The sequence below is a fragment of the Paenibacillus sp. 481 genome, assembly GCF_021223605.1.
Taxonomy (GTDB): domain Bacteria; phylum Bacillota; class Bacilli; order Paenibacillales; family Paenibacillaceae; genus Paenibacillus_B.
In genome coordinates, this window is record NZ_CP075175.1 from 2,992,804 (window position 1) to 3,009,858 (window position 17,055).

14 protein-coding genes are annotated in these 17,055 nt (G+C 44.7%); 9 read left to right on the forward strand and 5 right to left on the reverse strand.

The genetic code is table 11. The features are described 5' to 3' along the window. The first annotated feature begins 121 nt into the window (after positions 1 to 121). The 4 genes from KIK04_RS13220 (at position 122) to KIK04_RS13235 (ending at position 3,903) form a co-directional block, all read left to right on the forward strand. Complete coding sequence (locus tag KIK04_RS13220) at positions 122 to 265, forward strand: hypothetical protein (RefSeq protein ID WP_232274152.1); 144 nt, start codon at positions 122 to 124, stop codon at positions 263 to 265. 383 nt (positions 266 to 648) lie between these two features. After that, positions 649 to 2,484, forward strand: a complete 1,836-nt coding sequence (gene glmS / locus KIK04_RS13225) for a glutamine--fructose-6-phosphate transaminase (isomerizing) (protein ID WP_232274153.1) — start codon at positions 649 to 651, stop codon at positions 2,482 to 2,484. A gap of 250 nt (positions 2,485 to 2,734) precedes the next feature. Beyond that, complete coding sequence (locus KIK04_RS13230; RefSeq protein WP_232274154.1) at positions 2,735 to 3,106, forward strand: iron chaperone; 372 nt, start codon at positions 2,735 to 2,737, stop codon at positions 3,104 to 3,106. A 278-nt stretch (positions 3,107 to 3,384) separates the two neighbouring features. After that, positions 3,385 to 3,903: a DUF2569 family protein gene (locus KIK04_RS13235; RefSeq protein ID WP_232274155.1), complete on the forward strand. Its 519-nt coding sequence runs from the start codon at positions 3,385 to 3,387 to the stop codon at positions 3,901 to 3,903. 47 nt (positions 3,904 to 3,950) lie between these two features. On the opposite strand, the gene KIK04_RS13240 is transcribed toward KIK04_RS13235, so the two are convergent. From KIK04_RS13240 to KIK04_RS13250, 3 genes are all read right to left on the reverse strand, one after another. Further along, positions 3,951 to 5,936 (reverse strand): bifunctional 2',3'-cyclic-nucleotide 2'-phosphodiesterase/3'-nucleotidase, encoded by a 1,986-nt coding sequence (locus KIK04_RS13240; protein WP_232274156.1) that lies wholly within the window; start codon positions 5,934 to 5,936, stop codon positions 3,951 to 3,953. 124 nt (positions 5,937 to 6,060) lie between these two features. After that, a complete protein-coding gene (locus KIK04_RS13245) occupies positions 6,061 to 6,855 on the reverse strand; it encodes an AAC(3) family N-acetyltransferase (protein ID WP_232274157.1) in 795 nt (264 codons plus the stop codon). Positions 6,856 to 6,990: 135 nt separating this feature from the next. Further along, on the reverse strand, positions 6,991 to 7,506 hold the full coding sequence (locus tag KIK04_RS13250; RefSeq protein ID WP_232274158.1) for a nucleoside deaminase: 516 nt from the start codon (positions 7,504 to 7,506) through the stop codon (positions 6,991 to 6,993). 137 nt (positions 7,507 to 7,643) lie between these two features. On the opposite strand from KIK04_RS13250, the gene KIK04_RS13255 reads away from it, so the two are divergent. The 4 genes from KIK04_RS13255 (at position 7,644) to KIK04_RS13270 (ending at position 12,687) form a co-directional block, all read left to right on the forward strand. After that, positions 7,644 to 8,183 (forward strand): P-loop nucleotide/nucleoside kinase family protein, encoded by a 540-nt coding sequence (locus KIK04_RS13255; RefSeq protein ID WP_232278719.1) that lies wholly within the window; start codon positions 7,644 to 7,646, stop codon positions 8,181 to 8,183. Between the two features lie 66 nt (positions 8,184 to 8,249). Further along, positions 8,250 to 9,551, forward strand: coding sequence for a helix-turn-helix domain-containing protein (locus KIK04_RS13260; protein ID WP_232274159.1), 1,302 nt, complete (start codon positions 8,250 to 8,252; stop codon positions 9,549 to 9,551). Between the two features lie 231 nt (positions 9,552 to 9,782). Continuing rightward, positions 9,783 to 11,030, forward strand: a complete 1,248-nt coding sequence (locus KIK04_RS13265; RefSeq protein WP_232274160.1) for an MFS transporter — start codon at positions 9,783 to 9,785, stop codon at positions 11,028 to 11,030. Positions 11,031 to 11,229: 199 nt separating this feature from the next. Continuing rightward, entirely contained in the window at positions 11,230 to 12,687 is a 1,458-nt protein-coding gene (locus KIK04_RS13270) for a M20 family metallopeptidase (RefSeq protein ID WP_232274161.1), read from the forward strand. A gap of 134 nt (positions 12,688 to 12,821) precedes the next feature. Here KIK04_RS13270 and KIK04_RS13275 read toward each other — a convergent pair whose 3' ends face one another. Both KIK04_RS13275 and KIK04_RS13280 read right to left on the reverse strand, forming a co-directional pair. Then, on the reverse strand, positions 12,822 to 13,541 hold the full coding sequence (locus KIK04_RS13275) for a pentapeptide repeat-containing protein (RefSeq protein ID WP_332329969.1): 720 nt from the start codon (positions 13,539 to 13,541) through the stop codon (positions 12,822 to 12,824). Positions 13,542 to 13,840: 299 nt separating this feature from the next. Beyond that, positions 13,841 to 14,365 carry a YfiT family bacillithiol transferase gene (locus KIK04_RS13280; protein WP_232274162.1) on the reverse strand — a complete coding sequence of 175 codons (525 nt, stop codon included), beginning with the start codon at positions 14,363 to 14,365 and terminating at the stop codon, positions 13,841 to 13,843. Between the two features lie 267 nt (positions 14,366 to 14,632). Here KIK04_RS13280 and KIK04_RS13285 point away from each other — a divergent pair, with 267 nt between their 5' ends. Then, positions 14,633 to 16,966 carry a hypothetical protein gene (locus KIK04_RS13285; RefSeq protein WP_232274163.1) on the forward strand — a complete coding sequence of 778 codons (2,334 nt, stop codon included), beginning with the start codon at positions 14,633 to 14,635 and terminating at the stop codon, positions 16,964 to 16,966. The last annotated feature ends 89 nt before the right edge of the window (positions 16,967 to 17,055 follow it).

A 17,055-nucleotide genomic window follows, 5' to 3' on the forward strand; every position in this document is an offset into this window, starting at 1 on the left:
ACCATCCTCAAGATTGACCACGTTAATGCCGATTCGTGAGAAATCATGTAGTTGAGTAGTGGTGGAGTTAGCGTTATCATCTATTAAATGATTCAGGATTGAATTAGATTCAAGAAGGAAAGTGAGGGTAGTAAAAACTGAAGCAGGGGACTGCAAAAAAGCGCCAGCACTTGACTGCTATGGACGGCAACAGCAGCAAGTGGACGAGGTGGAGGTGTTCGAAATTGATCGGCGGGGACCTCCCGGTGTGCCACAGGCACCGTAATAGCGTAGCGGAAAACGATGAGGCAACTTGTCGGACAACGCGCGCTAACTTGAGTGGATTTTTCGATGATGGAATTTTAAGATGTAATCTCATTTTTATAAAATATACGGCTGTTACATGGGTGGGCGAAGCACACGGAGAGCAGAGCGTGCGGTTGGCTAATCAACGGAAGATTAGTGAGCTAGCGTTCAAGTTAAAGTTACGCTGTGCTGATTGGCGTTCATGTGGAAGTTATGAATTTATGCGTGAATTGTAGTTTACTCCTATTTGGTAAGGTATAATTTCATATCGTTTGCAGTTATGGATCCGACAGCATAGCTAATGGCATCCGGTGAGCTTCGTTCAGCATGTGAGCGCAGCGACTAACGGAGGTCTATTATATTATGTGTGGTATCGTCGGTTATATTGGAGCAAGAGATTCGCAAGCGGTGTTGTTGGATGGGTTGAGCAAGCTAGAGTATCGCGGTTACGATTCGGCAGGTATTGCTGTGTTTACACAGGATGGCTTGCGTGTGAGCAAGGCAAAAGGCCGTTTGGCTGTACTTGCGGAAAAACTAGAGGATGCGCCGCTTAAAGGCAGCGTTGGTATTGGTCACACACGTTGGGCTACGCACGGTAAACCGTCGGATGAAAATTCGCATCCGCATACGGACAAGACGATGAAGTTCTCAGTTGTGCATAACGGAATTATTGAGAACTATATGGAGCTGAAAGAAGAGCTTATCGCGCAAGGCGTTCATTTCGTATCGGAGACAGATACGGAAGTTATTTCGCATTTGATTGCGCGCGAATACGATGGTGACATTGTGAAGGCGGTACAGCGTGCAACGGAGCATATGCGTGGTGCGTTTGCATTGGGTGTATTGACGGAGCATGAGCCGGATAAGCTTGTGGCGGTTCGTTTTGCTAGCCCGCTCATTATCGGCATTGGCGAGGGCGAGAACTTTATTGGCTCGGATATACCGGCTATTTTGCAGTATACGCGTCGCGTATACATTTTGAATGACGGGGAAATGGCTGTCTTGACTAAGGACGCTGTCGAATTGATGACGATTGAGGGGAATTTTATTTCCCGAGAAATGATCGTTGTCGATTGGGATGTACTGACGGCGGAAAAAGGCGGATACGACCATTTCATGTTGAAGGAAATTCATGAACAACCTAAAGCGTATCGTGACACGATGCGTGGTCGTATAAATGAGGATCGCAGCGGGGTGAAATTCCCAGAGCTGAAAGGTCTGACACCAGCGAAGCTTAGCTCGATTCGCAATGTTCACATTGTGGCATGTGGTACGGCGTACCATGCTGGTCTAGTTGGACGCACGTTGATTGAGCAGTGCGTAGGTATTCCAGTAGAAACGGACGTTGCTTCCGAGTATCGTTACCGTTCGCCGATTATTACGAAGGATACGCTCGTCATTGTAGTCAGCCAATCGGGTGAGACGGCGGATACGTTAGCGGCACTGCGTGAGGCGCAGCGTAATGGCGCACATGTGTTGGCGATTACGAATGTGGTCGGCAGCTCGGTTGCACGCGAAGCAGATGATTCTATTGTAACGTGGGCTGGACCGGAAATTGCGGTTGCTTCCACGAAGGCGTATACGTCACAGCTAATTGCGTTTATGCTGTTCAGCTTGTATTGGGCGCAATCCACAGGTTCGAAGGATACGGCTTGGATTGGTCAGCAGCTTGCGGCGATGGAGTCGTTGCCGGAGCAGGTGGAGCGCATTTTGGAGCAAGCGGACGTGTTGAAGGACGTTGCGGAAGGAATGGCGAAGCACGATAATATGTTCTTTATCGGGCGCGGTCTTGACTATGCGGTAGCGTTGGAAGGCTCTTTGAAGCTGAAGGAGATTTCTTATATTCATTCGGAGGCGTATGCAGCGGGTGAATTGAAGCACGGTACGCTGGCCTTGATCGAGGACGGCATTCCTGTTATTGCGTTGACGACTCAACCGACGTTGGTGGAGAAGATGGTTAGCAACATTAAGGAAGTGAAGGCGCGTGGCGGCGTGGTGTACGCGGTGACGGATGAAACGAATGTAGCGGGTGTGGAGAAAGCGGTGGATGGCACGTTTGTGCTGCCAGCGACGCTTCCAATGCTGACGCCGGCGTTGGCGGTAGTGCCGTTGCAGTTGATTTCGTATTACGCGAGCCTTGCACGTGGTAATGATGTGGATAAGCCGCGCAACTTGGCGAAGAGTGTGACGGTGGAGTAATTGAGAGTTTGGGATTTGATGTTGTAGATTTGAAATAAAGTTTAATCATTTATTGAAAAATAACTATTTTTAACAAGTTGCATCGTTTCACCCCGTTGGATATGATTATCTAACGGGGTGTTTTTCATGTCTGAAAGAATGAGAACATCTAGAGTTGATAAGTGGATTTAAGAAGGCTGAAGAATAGGAATCAGTGTTCAGTGACAATAGAGTGGTTTGGAAATAATGATGTATGGAAGGAGGGAATGACATGGAAGTTTTTGCGGAATATTTAGCGAAAATAGATCACCCGCAACATCGGGATCGAACGGAAGGAGCGCTGGCTTGGGTAACTAAGAAATTTCCAAGCTTAATGCCGAAAATGGCGTGGAATCAGCCTATGTTTACCGATCATGGGACATATATTATTGGCTTTAGCGTATCTAAACAGCATTTGGCTGTTGCCCCTGAAAGTGTGGGGATCAGTCATTTTTCTGATGAAATTGTGAGGGCTGGCTATGATCACACCAAGCAGTTGGTGCGTATCAAGTGGGATAGCCCGGTTGATTTCACATTACTTGAGAAAATGATTGAGTTTAATATTTTGGATAAGGCAGACTGTTCGACTTTTTGGAGGCAATAAAAAAAGCGAGTTATTCGGGGTTAGGTTCAATTCATGTTAATTAAACTTTGTTACAAAAAAGCAGCTACCTTTGGGAGCTGTTTTTTTGTATATGGGGAGTGAAATGATTGGCCAATCATAGGGTGGATGAGTGTGTATAACAAAACACTCATCATGCATACTACTTCTCAGATGTTGAATAGACAAGGTAAACTATTTATGGCATAATGATAATTTATGGTAAAAATATATAGAGGCAGTATGAAAAATAGAGAGAGAATATAGGGGCGAATATCATCATGGAGAGGCACACAGCATGGCAGTCATTATCCTCGAATCGTCAGTTCTGGTCGTTTGTATATTTTCAAGGGGGATTGTTAATTTTACTGCAGGCCCCTTTAACAATGGCTTTCTTTAATACTGTGGGTTTTTGGATGGACTTCTTATTTTCCGCAGCACCAGAGAGACAGCAGGAGCTCGTTCCAACATTGGATCCTGCTTACTATACATCTACACTTGCAACGATCGTGGTGATTACAAGTGTATTTCAAACGATTGTAAATTCAATATTTTCAATTGTTAATTTTATTTTCTTTTTTAGACGGAAAAAGATTTTCCCGCATATTTACATAGGGTATCTTCTGTTTACTTTCATCATGCACGTTGTAACCATAGCTATCTATTATCAAACACCAGATGTTTGGTTAATGGAAAGAGAAAGGTTGATAACGTGGCTTATTGTGTACACAATAACGTGCTTAATCGGCATTCCTTATTTTTTGTTTTCGAAGTGGGTAAAAGTGGTGTTTATTCGTTAAAAAGAACCGCGGGCATCAATCCCGCGGTTCTTTGCTATGCTACAGCATTACTTTGTCTTTTTGGACAAATCAATGCTGAATTTCGCGAAGCCTGACTCCAAAATGCTTTGGAATTTCAGGTGAGGCTGTTTAGCTGCAAATGCTTTTGCATTTGGCGATGTAACGAACGTTACGTTTGCTTTCTCTTTAAGCGGAACGAAAGACCAGTTCTTATCCGCTGTTGGGTTGATCGTCTTTTTCTCCAAGATGTAATTGATTACGACTTGGCGAGTTTCCTCTTGGGAATCAACCACAATGTTAGAACCATCGATACCAGGGAAGCTGCCACCACCAGTTGCACGGTAGTTATTCGTTACAACTAGGAATTTGTCAGTCGCTTTGATAGGCTTACCTTTGTAAGAAAGGTTTTTGATGCGCTTCGCGTTTTTGTTAATGAGCTTGCCATCAGCATCGTACTTCGATGGTTGAGTGACGTCGATTTGGTACGTTACGCCGTCAAGGATGTCGAAGTTATACGTACGGAATTGCTCGTTAATTAGTGCTTGCTCGCCTTTTTTCTTCGGATCGATTTGGTTGAACTGGCCAGCGGAACGCTCAAGCCACTCTTGTACACCTGTACCGTTAATTTTCACTGCTTTAACAGTGTTTGGATATACGTACAAATCCGCTACGTTCTTAATTGCCAACGTACCAGTAGGGATGTTCGTGTAGTAGTTCACGCCTTGACGTCCGCCTGCTTTAAACGGAGCACCAGCAGACAGTACAGGAATGCCCTCAAGCTCGGTACCTTTAACCGCTTTTTCTACATACCACTTTTGTGCGTTCGTTACGATTTGTACAGATGGGTCATCTTGTACAAGAGCGAAATAGCTATGGATTGGTGCAGTTGTTTTACCTACTGCGGAACGAACCCATTTTACTGTAAGATCATGCTCTTTTTTCACTGCGTTAACAATCGTTTTGTCTGCGTCAACGAGTGGCTTTTTGTTTTCTTTATCGAAAACAGGGACTACCGTCGTCTTGGAATCTTTCACTTTCCATTTGCCATTCTCTTGTGTGAGCTCCAAATCGATGACGCCCAAGTTGTCGCCCCAGAAGCCTGGCATTACGGATGGCTTGCCATTGATAAGACCTTTTTCAGCGTCTACGCCTTTCATGTTCTCGAATCCTTTACCAGGGAACACCGCGTGAGAGTGACCGAAAAGAATCGCATCGATGCCGTCAATTTTGCTAAGCTCCAAGTTTGCATTTTCCTCATTCGCACCTGGTGCTTCCGTACCGATACCGGAGTGAGGAATAGCTACGATAATGTCTGCGCCTTTTTTCTTCATCTCAGGTACGAATTTTTTCGCTGTTGAGACCATATCTTTTGCGATTACTTTGCCTTTCAGGTGCGCTTCATCCCAGTTCATAATTTGTGGCGGGACGAAACCGATAACGCCGACTTTCAGCTTTACATCATTTCCTTCTTCATCCTTAAAGGTGCGGTCTAGGATCAAATAAGGTGTGTATCTGTTTTTATCGTTATTCGGATTTTTGTCTTTGTCATCTATGTACACATTGGAATTTACATATGGGAACTTCGCGCCTTTCAAGCTACGGTCCAAATGCTCTAGTCCGAAGTTGAACTCGTGGTTACCAATGTTAGCTGCATCGTAGTTCAATTCGTTCATTGCTTTATATACAGGGTGAGTCTCGCCATCTTTCAGCGGCTTCACTTTTGCAACATAGTCACCCAGTGGGTTACCTTGCAGGAGGTCGCCGTTGTCAAACAACATGCTGTTCTTCACTTCTGCGCGTGCTTTTTTGATCAGAGTAGCCGTCTTTGCTAAACCATACTCGTCAACTAATTTGTCTTGGTAGTAGTCATAGTTCACCATGTTTGTGTGTAGATCCGTTGTTTCCATCAGACGCAGTTTGAGAACGGGGTCTGAGTCTGCACTTACTGGAGAAACCGATAGTGAAAGCGTTCCCACTACAAGAGACGCGGAAAGGAGAAGAGCTGCAAATTTCTGTCTTGTTGTTTTTGTCATGCCGTTAATTCCTCCTAATGATTTATGAAGATATTACCCCAACCGGAATAATTCTACCATTAGAAATAAATATTTGATAGAGTTATTCTCACATTTTTTTATATAGATAATGTTAAGATGTGAATTAGGATACCCTATTTTTATTCATCCAATGAACAGCGTAGTCCACTATTTTTCTCATAGGTACTAAATAACTTTTTGCTTCGCCTATTTTGCCCTCTACGACATCGTTGGTATCCCTAATAAAATCATCAAGTATCTGATTAAAATCATCTGATGAATTATTAATATCTGTATAAGTAGTCCATTTTTCCTCACCATCAATGTCTAATTTTACATCCCATATTTTTGGTTTTATAAATGTATTTTCTTGTTTATACTCTGCTAAGTGTAAGGAAGAATTGGAATCGGTTGGCGCTCCAAGCAATAAAATATAGCCGTTTAACTCGTATATTTTTCCTAATGGCGACTGTTCACTTAATGCATAATCTAATGGATGATGTTCAGTAATATACTTGGCATCTGTTCCCCAAGCGGCAAAGGACACGTGCGGATGAGAGCTTCGATAGACACCATGTTGCTTTCTAAATGTTTCAGGTATGTAGCCCATATAAGATGTTGGTGTCAGGTCAGGGTAAAATAACGGCATGCCATCTCTTATGATGTTAAGCTCTTCTTCTGAATAATCTTGCCCGTATTCAGCAGGGTCACATAGTTGCTCGGTTTGGGTAGGCATGACGATGTTACCTGATTCACCAACTGCTTCTTCTAAGGCAAGGATGACGGATACAGGACCGCCCACTACTTTCCCAATTGATTTCAATGAAGAATGCACAATAAGCGCCATTCCTTTTTCGACACCTAATATTTTTAAATCAGCTTTCATCCTATCTTTCGTAATGAGTGTTCGCTGTGTCATTGATAGTCCAGCCCCTTTAATATTTATGGTAAATATATACTGGATATCTTATTACATACGGAATTAATCGCCAAGTATGAAATAGGGAAGTGGAGCCAGTCAGGTAACGTCTGTCTGATTGGCTCTTTCATGCGGTTATTCCTGTGCAGTAAGCTGCTGCCACTCCGTATTCTCCATTCCTCGACTTTTATTCCATTCTTCCAGCAAGGATCGCTGTCTATTTTCCAAGTCTAAGTACGGAGCAGCAATATATGTAATGGTATTAAATTGTTTTAGAAAATGAGGCCCGTCCTTCATTTTGCTCATCGCACCATACTCATTATCATTTGCTGCCCATACGACCTTCTTTATCCCAGATAACAAAATGGTACACGTGCACATGGGACATGGTTCACATGTTGTATAGATCGTAAGGTCATTTTTAATAAATCGCTTCGCTTGTAAATCGAGCAACTTGTTTCCCGCTTTGCGAATGGCATCTACCTCGGCATGGGCGGTACAATCGCACTCCGAGAACACTCGATTCCTGCCTCTACTAACAACTTGACCATTCGAATCAACAATTACAGCACCGATTGGATAAGTTCCTTCCGCTTTTGCTAGTTCTGCTTCCTCAAATGCTAATAATAAATTCTGATAGTTGCTGTCCACATGTACTCCCCCTTATACTTTCATACTAACACCAATTTCATAACATTCCCATTTGTTCTAGACCAGAACTGGGATGAATGGGAAAATAGAGGCGTGGGGAAAAGTTATAAAGGAGTGATAACTAGGTGCTAACGCCAATGGAACATCCAAGCATTATTCTCGTGACAGGGATCATGGCAAGCGGGAAGTCTACAGTTGCACAGTTACTATCCGAACGATTTGCGAAGTCCGTGCATGTACGAGGAGATATGTTCCGGAAAATGATTGTGAATGACCGCAAGGAGGTGGAGCCAGACGCAGGATATGATGAGATGGAGCAATTACGGCTCCGGTATCGGCAGGCCGCACAGGTTGCGGATACGTATGTTCAAGCCGGATTTACAGTTGTTGTACAGGATGTTGTCATTGGTCCGATGCTGAACGAATTTATTTCATTGGTACAAAGCCGTCCCTTCTATGTTGTCGTGCTTAATCCTAGTTCAGAGGCTGTAACCGAGCGAGAAGCTACTCGTTCCAAAACAGGCTACGTGGCGTGGACCGTGGATGCTTTGAACAGCGTACTGGAAAATGAAACGCCGCGCATCGGGATGTGGTTAGACTCTTCGGAATGGACACCTGAGGAAACGGTTGAGCAGATTTGGGCGAGATGGCAAGATGAGGCGCTTGTAATGAAATAAATAGATTTACTGGGACGCGGGGGTTAAAATATGGTCATAACAGTGTTGAGAAAGTAGGAACCGAACATGTATCGAATCGGCGTTGTTGGGCCGAGCTTGTCCGTCAATCGGATACTCAAGTTAGCTAATGAAATGGAACAAGAAATGGAATTCATCCCTTATTCCTATACAGAGGCCAAGGAAGTAGCGCACATTGTATCAGCACATGATCATCAAGTTGATTTTTGGCTTTTTTCAGGATATATTCCGTATCGCATTGCCGCCAACACGTTGCCATCGGATGAAAACCTTGTTTATATATTTTCGACTGAATCCGCGATTTATAAAGGCTTTATGGAATTGGTGTACGTTGAAGGGAAATTGTTAGATCGGGTAAGTATCGATATGATTCTGTCTACGAATGTAGCCGAAGGAGAAGGCTTGCAGCAGTTGCAAAGCACGGTTAAAGAGCTGCACTTGAAAACGTTCGACGTTGATATTGATCCAGAGGAATTAACGCAATTCCACTTGGAGCTATGGAAGCAACAGAGGACAGAGGCGGCTTTGACATGTTATCCAACGGTCCATGAAGCTTTACAGGAAGCGGGCGTACCGTCGTACTGGATGTCCCCGACTCGAGTGGAAATTTTTCAAACGATTCGAATCTTTTTTGAAAAAATAAAAACCTCCTACTATAAAGACACCCAGATAGGTGTCGAAATGATCGAAATTAAAGAGTTCGATTCGATAAAAGAGCGCATGAAAAATCCGTATCAGATTCAGTATTTAGAGCTGCGGATGAAAGAGACGCTGATCCAGCTCTGTGAGAAGTTAGATGGCTCTCTGATCGAGGAAGGTAACGGACGGTATACGATTTTCAGTTCGCGCGGCGCAATTGAACGGGAAATTCATACGTTGCAGGAAAAAGTGCAGCACTTGTCGCTTGAAGCGGATACGACGGTGGCTGTAGGTATTGGGTTTGGGCAGACCGTATTTTCGGCGGAAGTGAATGCGCAGCGGGCGCTGCGGCAGTCGAAGGAAAAAGTAGAACAAGGGATCGTCATTTTTCAGGATGATGGCACGATTGTGGAGTCGGCAGGGCAGGAGGAAGAGCTGACTTATTCCTATCGTACGGACGATAAAGACTTTTTGGAAAAATTAAAAAGCGGCAACATCAGTGTCAAAACGTTTAAGAAGATAGACGCTTTGATTCAAAAGATGAGCTGGAATCATTTTACGGCGAAAGATTTGGCTGCACATCTACAGATGAGCGAGCGAAATGCGCAGCGGATTATGGCTGATTTATGCGAAGTAGATTTAGCTGAGTGTGTGGGCGAAGAGTCGCATTACACCCGGGGCAGACCAACTAAAATGTATCGTTTGAAATAAGCACTCACATGAGGGGTGCTTATTTTTTTGTTTTATAGGTTATAAAAAAAGATTTATTTGAAAAGAGCTGATGATATCCGTAAGATACTTATAAAGCGAAATTGTCGTTAAATATTCGTAAAATAATAAAAAGCGGGTGATCGGGCTAAGTAGGATTCGGGATCAAGCGTTCTCGAATGAAGCATCTCGGATGTGAAATTAACGACTGACTGATTAGGGGGAATCGGATTTATGACATCAAAGCGCACAAGAAATTGGATTTTAGCGTTGCTGTTTCTTGGTTGGTCGTTAGGTAACTTAGATCGCTATATTATGAACTATGCCGTGTTAGCTATCACGGAAGATTTGAATTTGAGCTCATCATCTACGGGAATTTTGCTTAGTAGCTTTTTTGCTGGATATGCGCTCATGCAAATGCCCGGGGGCTGGCTCGCTGACCGATTCGGTCCGCGAAAAGTTCTGATTACCGCTGTTATTGTGTGGTCAATCTTTACAGGACTGACCGCTGTTGCTTGGTCCCTGACCTCAATGATGATTATCCGCTTTCTATTTGGTATCGGCGAGGGTGGATTCCAGCCTGCTAGCTCCAAAATCTTATCGCTTACGTTTCCGAAAGCCGAACGGGCCCGGGCGATGTCCGTCATCCTGTCATCAAGTGGAATTGTATCGCTTATGATTCCGCTAGCAGCCGCAACGATGCTGGAGACGATAGGCTGGCGCACGATGTTCGTTATTTTTGGAGTTGCAGGTGCCGTTATCGCAGCTCTTTACTGGTATTTCATTAGGCTCCCAGAGCACCCTTCAGAAGAGATAGGCGTACAAAGTGGACAAACTGCCGCTGCTCCGATGGAGAAGGGTATTTTTAAAGCGCTGTTTAAAACACCAATCATTTGGAATTTGCTTGTTGCTTATTTCAGTATTTACGCCATTAACTGGGGGCTTTCTGCATGGTTGCCGACCTATTTAGTGAAAAATCGCGGGCTTGATTTAATTTCACTTGGCTGGGTTCAAACGATTCCAGCGATAACAACGATTGCAGGCATATTTATTGCTGGTTACCTGATTGATAAGTTGCCAAAAGGCCGCGAGAGATGGCTAGGAAGCTTGTCTTGTGCTTGTATTGGCGTGTTGTTGTATCTCATGTTCACCGCTTCAAGCGTAGCGGCGTTTATTACGTATCAAACGATCGTGAATCTGTTTATTGCTTTTGTTGTGACGCTCTTGCCAGCGATCGTGCTTAAGCAGTTGCCGTCTTCCGTAACAGGAACAGCAATGGGGATCGCCAATACCGGTGGTCAATTGGCAGGCTTTATTACGCCAATGGCAATTGGATTTACGATTGATGCATTTAATGGTTCTTTCGATGCTGCCTTTTGGATGTTGATCGTATTTTCGGTCATTTGTATTGGTGCACTTCTAACGATGAATGACCAAAAGGGCGAGTTGCTGAAGCAAAACAAGGAAGAAGCTTATACGTAATTTATACGACATATATGGCAAATGCGGTATATACGACAAATGCGGCATGTACGACGTACAGGACATACACAGTCTATATGACGTACATGACGTGCATTGACGTACACAACGTACACAACCTACACGGCATATACAGCCTACAGAACCTAGAGAACCTACAGGACGTACACGTTTGATAGATGAAAGGAGAGAGACGCTTATGAAAGAGCTGGAATTAGGGTCGGGATTTGAGTTACAAACGATCATTTCGGAAATGGTTGAGCAAAAAAGAGACAACACGATCGCGTTGAGCAATAATATTTGGGATTGTCCCGAAATCTACTTCGAAGAACATCGATCAGCTGCGTACGTATGCAAAGCGCTGGAGGAGGAAGGATTTCAGATTGAGCGAGAGGTAGCGGGGCTCCAAACCGGATTTATCGGAAGTTTCGGTGCGGGTAAGCCAATTGTCGCTATTTTGGGGGAATTCGACGCCTTGGCAGGATTAAGCCAGCAAAAAGGAGTTGCGCAGCATGAACCGATTGCTGCTGGTGGGCACGGGCATGGCTGTGGCCATAACTTGCTAGGAGCGGGTGCATTTGCCGCTGCGGTTGCGATTAAAGATTACATGCAGCAAACGGGCTTGCAGGGAACGGTTCGTTATTATGGTTGTCCAGCCGAAGAGAGCGGTTCTGGTAAAGCGTATATGGCTCGTGCAGGATTGTTTGATGATGTCGATCTGGCATTGTCTTGGCATCCGTTCACATCACCTCGTATGATGAACGATAGCTCGCTTGCCAATTATTCGGTCACGTTTAAATTTGATGGGAAGAGTGCACATGCCGCGGCTGCCCCTCACTTAGGCCGCAGTGCTTTGGATGCGGTGGAATTAATGAACGTGGGCGTGAATTATTTAAGAGAGCATATGATTCCAGAAGCGCGAGTGCATTATGCGATTACGGATACAGGCGGAATTTCGCCGAATGTCGTACAGCCACATGCCGAAGTCGTCTATTTAATTCGCGCTCCTAAAAAGCAGCAAGTCGAGGCTCTATACGAGCGTGTACTCAATGTTGCTAGAGGCGCAGCGTTAATGACAGGAACGACGATGGACGTTGAATTTGAAGGTACTGCTTCGAATCTGATTCCGAATACAACGTTAGCGAACGCGATGTACAAGCATTTGGTTGCTGTCGGTGCTCCTGCATATGATGAGTTCGACTATCAGTTTGCAAAGGAAATCCGTGCAACGCTGTCACAGGAAGATATTCAAGCGGCCTTAGGAGGACTGGATCGAGAAACGGTGCAAGCTTTAAAAGACAAGGACATTGTCGACGTCATTCCACCTCTCGGCAATGAAGGGGCGTTAGCAGGGTCTACTGATGTTGGCGATGTGAGTTGGATTGTGCCAACGATGCAATGTATGACCACGTGCTGGGCGTTGGGAACGCCTTTTCACACTTGGCAGGTCGTATCGCAAGGGATGATGCCAATCGCTCACAAAGGCATGCTTCAAGCCGGAAAAGTGATCGCTTGCACCGCGATTGAAGCGATGCAAAGTCCACAATTGATCGAGCAGGCACGAGCAGAATGGAAGCAGCGCTTGGATGGGGATGTGTATACGTCACTCATTCCTGAACATGTGCTACCGCCTCTCAAAGGAGCGGTTAACGCCTAGAGGCATCCTAGCATTCGGTCCATAGGATCGGCCAAGTTATAAGCTCTGGCCGACCCTAGATGCTTGTCTGTACGGAGGGGAGTAGCCTATTTCGTCATTCTTACAAAGAAGGACGTTCACTCACGATTGCTCCTCTATCTTCCTACGCGCCAATGAGACGGTTGATTGAGCGTCGGTGGCAACTTTGTAGAGGAATCCCCTTTTGCCGCGTTGACCTGAAATTGGGTCAGGAAAATACTTTCTGCCAGGTTTGCCCCTCTAATATTCGTGTCTCTGAAATCAGCCCCGATAAGGTCAGCGCCCCTTAGATCAGCGCCGCTAAGGTCGGCGGCAATCAGATAGGCGCCTCTTAAATTAGCACCCCTCAAGTCGGCCCCTTTAAGCTTGGCCCCGAACAGGTCTGCACCGCGGCCGTACGTCTTGCGACGGCTACCGCCGTTGGCCCCTTTTAGCGAGCGCAACGCTTCTGCACGCACAAGTTCGCTCGTCTGTAGGAGCAGCGCGTTCACATTCGCGCGGTGAGTTGCCACGTCGAGTTCGAGAATGGAATCAGGCTCTAGGCGAGTGAGGCGTTCCGTCTCGGCGAGCGCAGAGCTGAGTTCATCATAGATCGTACGGGCAGGCCGCAGCGTCAGCGCCTCAGTCAAATACCAGCGAAGCTCATGAAGCTGCCGCATGATCGGAAACACTTCAAACATCTGTTTCGCTGTTTCCGGAGCTTTCCGCCAGTCGAGTCCGTCGTACGTAACTTGGGACACCATTTGCCCCGCACCAAAGCAGTCATACACCGTGCAGCCCTTAAAGCCTAGCTGTCTCAGGTCGTTGTGAACGCCACAACGGAAGTTGGACTGCAAGTTGTGGCAGGGCTGTCCAGCATTTTTGTCCATCGCGAAGTCTACCGAAGCCGCGAAGGGCAGCGCAACGCAGCATAAGCCGAAGCAACTCTCACAGTCGGCTTGCAGACTGGGATGATGACTATCGGCACCCAAGAGAGGTTCCAGCGGTTCCAAAGGTGTTACAGGTTCTGTACATTCATAATTGTTAGACATGATGAGTTCTCCTTCGTTCTCTTTCGTTTCCCTTCGTGCAATTCAATACGAGTGAACTACCCTCCACCTACGCAAACGCTTAGAGGTGAGGGCTACTACAGTCGTTAAAATTGAAGTCTATCTCTAACCGCTGTAATATGAGCCACGTGATGATTGCCGTGCCATGCGTACGTCCCAAGGCAGTAAGCTAAACGAACCGTTTGCTGCGATTCAGGATGATAGAACTCTTTTTGGTAATCAGATTCGCTTAATGAGGTTAATAAAATGACCCACTTCTTATGTAACGCTTCAAGCAAGGCGAGTGAAATGTCGATATCGACTTCTAGCGAGTCTCCTAATGAAACCCACCGATCCTCAAGATACGGTTTGATCGTGGGTGTGTCTTCAGTCAGCGCCAGCTTAAAACGAGTAAAAGCATTCATATGGCTGTCTGATACATGATGCACAACCTGACGAATCGTCCAGCCGCCGTCTCGATACGGAATGTCTAGTTGCTCCTCTGTTAAATCTTGAACAGTTGCTCTTAATTGGGCTGGAAGTTGTTCAATCTCTTTGATCCATATTTCCCTTTGCCCAGAGCTAATTTCACCTTCGTATTCAAATGTTCCAATCGGATATCTGTAGTCCATAGGTTGCCCCTCCAATGTAACGCGTGCGGTCTCTCTACTTTTTGATTTTACCATAATCATACTTTATTTTTCAGGCCTATACGTACTTAAGCTGAAACAACCGCACAACAAGATTAAAGAAGAACTTCAATATACATTCCTTTATTTAACTATTAAACTATAAGTGTAACTAGTTGATCGTTATGCGCAGGGCGGTTACCAAGGCAGCGGTCGATTAGTTGGGATTCCCTTCATTTACCTATACATAAAAGGAGAATACGTATAAGTATGGACAAAAAAAAGTTAAATCGTATTGCTATGATCGTTGTAGGGTGCATTTTAATATTTTCGATTATCGATTATGAAAGTGAAGAACATCCTCCATCCCCTTTATATCAAACAACTCAGGAAGGGAGTGAAATCAGTGTACAGGAACTCCATGTTGAAGACGATCGTCTCGTATTCGAACTCGAAGTCAAGGACCCAGCGATTGCTTTAGCTTATCAAAATAAGCAAATACCAAAGGAGTTAGAGTATTTTATTAGTGTGCCTGAATTAGAAGATAGGCGGATTACAGAAACATACTATGATACGGAGTCGTTAGCTTATGAAACAGAGCGGGCTAACTCGAGGCAAGAACATCATCTTGAGCAAGGTATATATTCCTTTAAAGCGGCGTACTCCATAGAACCAGATTTCGTGGAACATTTACGACAAGGCAATACGAAGCAGCTAACGATTCGGTTGTCGAAAGTGTCTCGAAATAGCGCTAACTTAGTCGTTCACACAGAGAACAGTGATATTCAATTTCCGCTAAGCAAGGAATATGTCAAAGATGTCCGAATTGGTAAAGTAGACTACAGCTGGATAGATTCAGAGAGTGCGATTCAACAAATTTTTGTTGAGCAAGTTCGAGTATATCCTAGCAGGCTTGTGGTTGATCTTAATGCCCGCGTCGCAGGTGGCGGGAGAATCTCTTTATATCCAACTACGGATAGTGAAGATAGCAAATTAAATGCCTCGGTAGATTATTATTCAAGAGGAACCACGCGAGCATGGACTTCACTTACAGCTGCAACTAATTACGCAGATATATCCAATGGAATTAGTCATAATTCGTGGCAATTTGATTCTAGTGGTTTTTACGATTTACATCAGGATAGCACGAGCCTTGATGTTAATATGCTTTGGGTGACACAAATGAAAGTAAACAAAACATTTAAGTTGCGGTTGAATGAACCTTTTCCACAGACCGTTACACATCGTGGTAAGGTGATCACCATCTTAAACGCACATTATAAAGATGGATATTTGCATCTAGAGGTGCAGGCCGATGACCAAGGACTCAATCCATGGCGAACTGCGTTGCTCACCTATGAGCCGTATTACTTAAAGCTGCAAGAAACAGACACGAAGCAGCTTTGGAAGCAGTATGGGATGAATATTGATACTCCAGCAACAGCGGCAATCCCAATGTCAGGGCAGCAATTATATGAGCAATACGCTCAGAGTGCTTATCAAGGTAGCGGCCCAATTGTATGGGACCCAACGTTAGGTGTGTATTCGCCCAATATAACACCAGCGGCAACAACAGAGAAGGCAAAGATTTATCATGTAACCATTATGGCACCGCAGTTAAAGGAATACGACATTTCCATTCGGCGTGTCAACGATCCGGAGGAGGTGCGTTTTTATGCCCCGATTCACATACCAGGAGCAGTTCCGAACAAGACAGAGGATGACGGCGAGAGGCCAGTAAATAATTTGGAAGAGGCTACTGAGAGGGCACAGCGTGCACTCGTGGAAATTGCAGGCCCATCTGTCGAACCAGGTCGTATTGAACTAAGTGAATATGACTTAACACTTCATAGTAAAGACTATTTGAGTCGTGTACATGCTGACTTAAGGGACGAAACTTATGAATCATTCGCCACTATGAATTACGCGGATCTAGATCCTTCTATTAGGAGTGAAATCGAGGCGAAATCTGGCCTAGGTGGGGAGCAGCTTGCAGCACTAGTACATAAGGTTGTTCGTACGAAAAAGAAAGAAAAGAACACGACTAGTTCTACGTTTAAACCTGAAATGAAGGGCAAAATTGAAACGAATTTGATTGGTGAGCAGTTCAGTATTAGCCACTACAATAGTGAGGAAATATATATGGACTTTGATTATCCAATTGATCAAATGGATCCTAAAATTTTGGCGGCTGCCGAGAAAGCTGTTATGGATATTAAAGGTGGCAAGATCGTTAAGCTAGTGAAGGCTACTCGTTCGTATGGTAAAAGTGGAAACTGGTATACATTAAAAAACGAGAAAGGTGACGCGTCTGTAAAGATTGGAGCTCGTACAGGGCGCATTGTTGAGTTATACATCAGAGGCAACTTTAGAAATGAACCGACAATTACAGATACAATAAGTGACCAGATGTTAAAGGCAGCAGCTGATCCTGTGAAAAAGATATTTGGTATCGACCTGTCAGGATATAGCGCACAGCTAACCGTTGACTCGACTTATGTAAAGTTGATTAAACCCGGTGCATTGACGATTGAGTGGCAAAATTCTTATGATATAAAATCATTTAGTATTGCAAGCACAGAGGAAAATGAAATTGTAGACTAAGGGGACTTCATTTTAAACATTCGGTTCACTGTACAACGTGTTAAAAAGAAAAACGGCCGCTTCTCATTGAAACCTCAAGAGAAACGGCC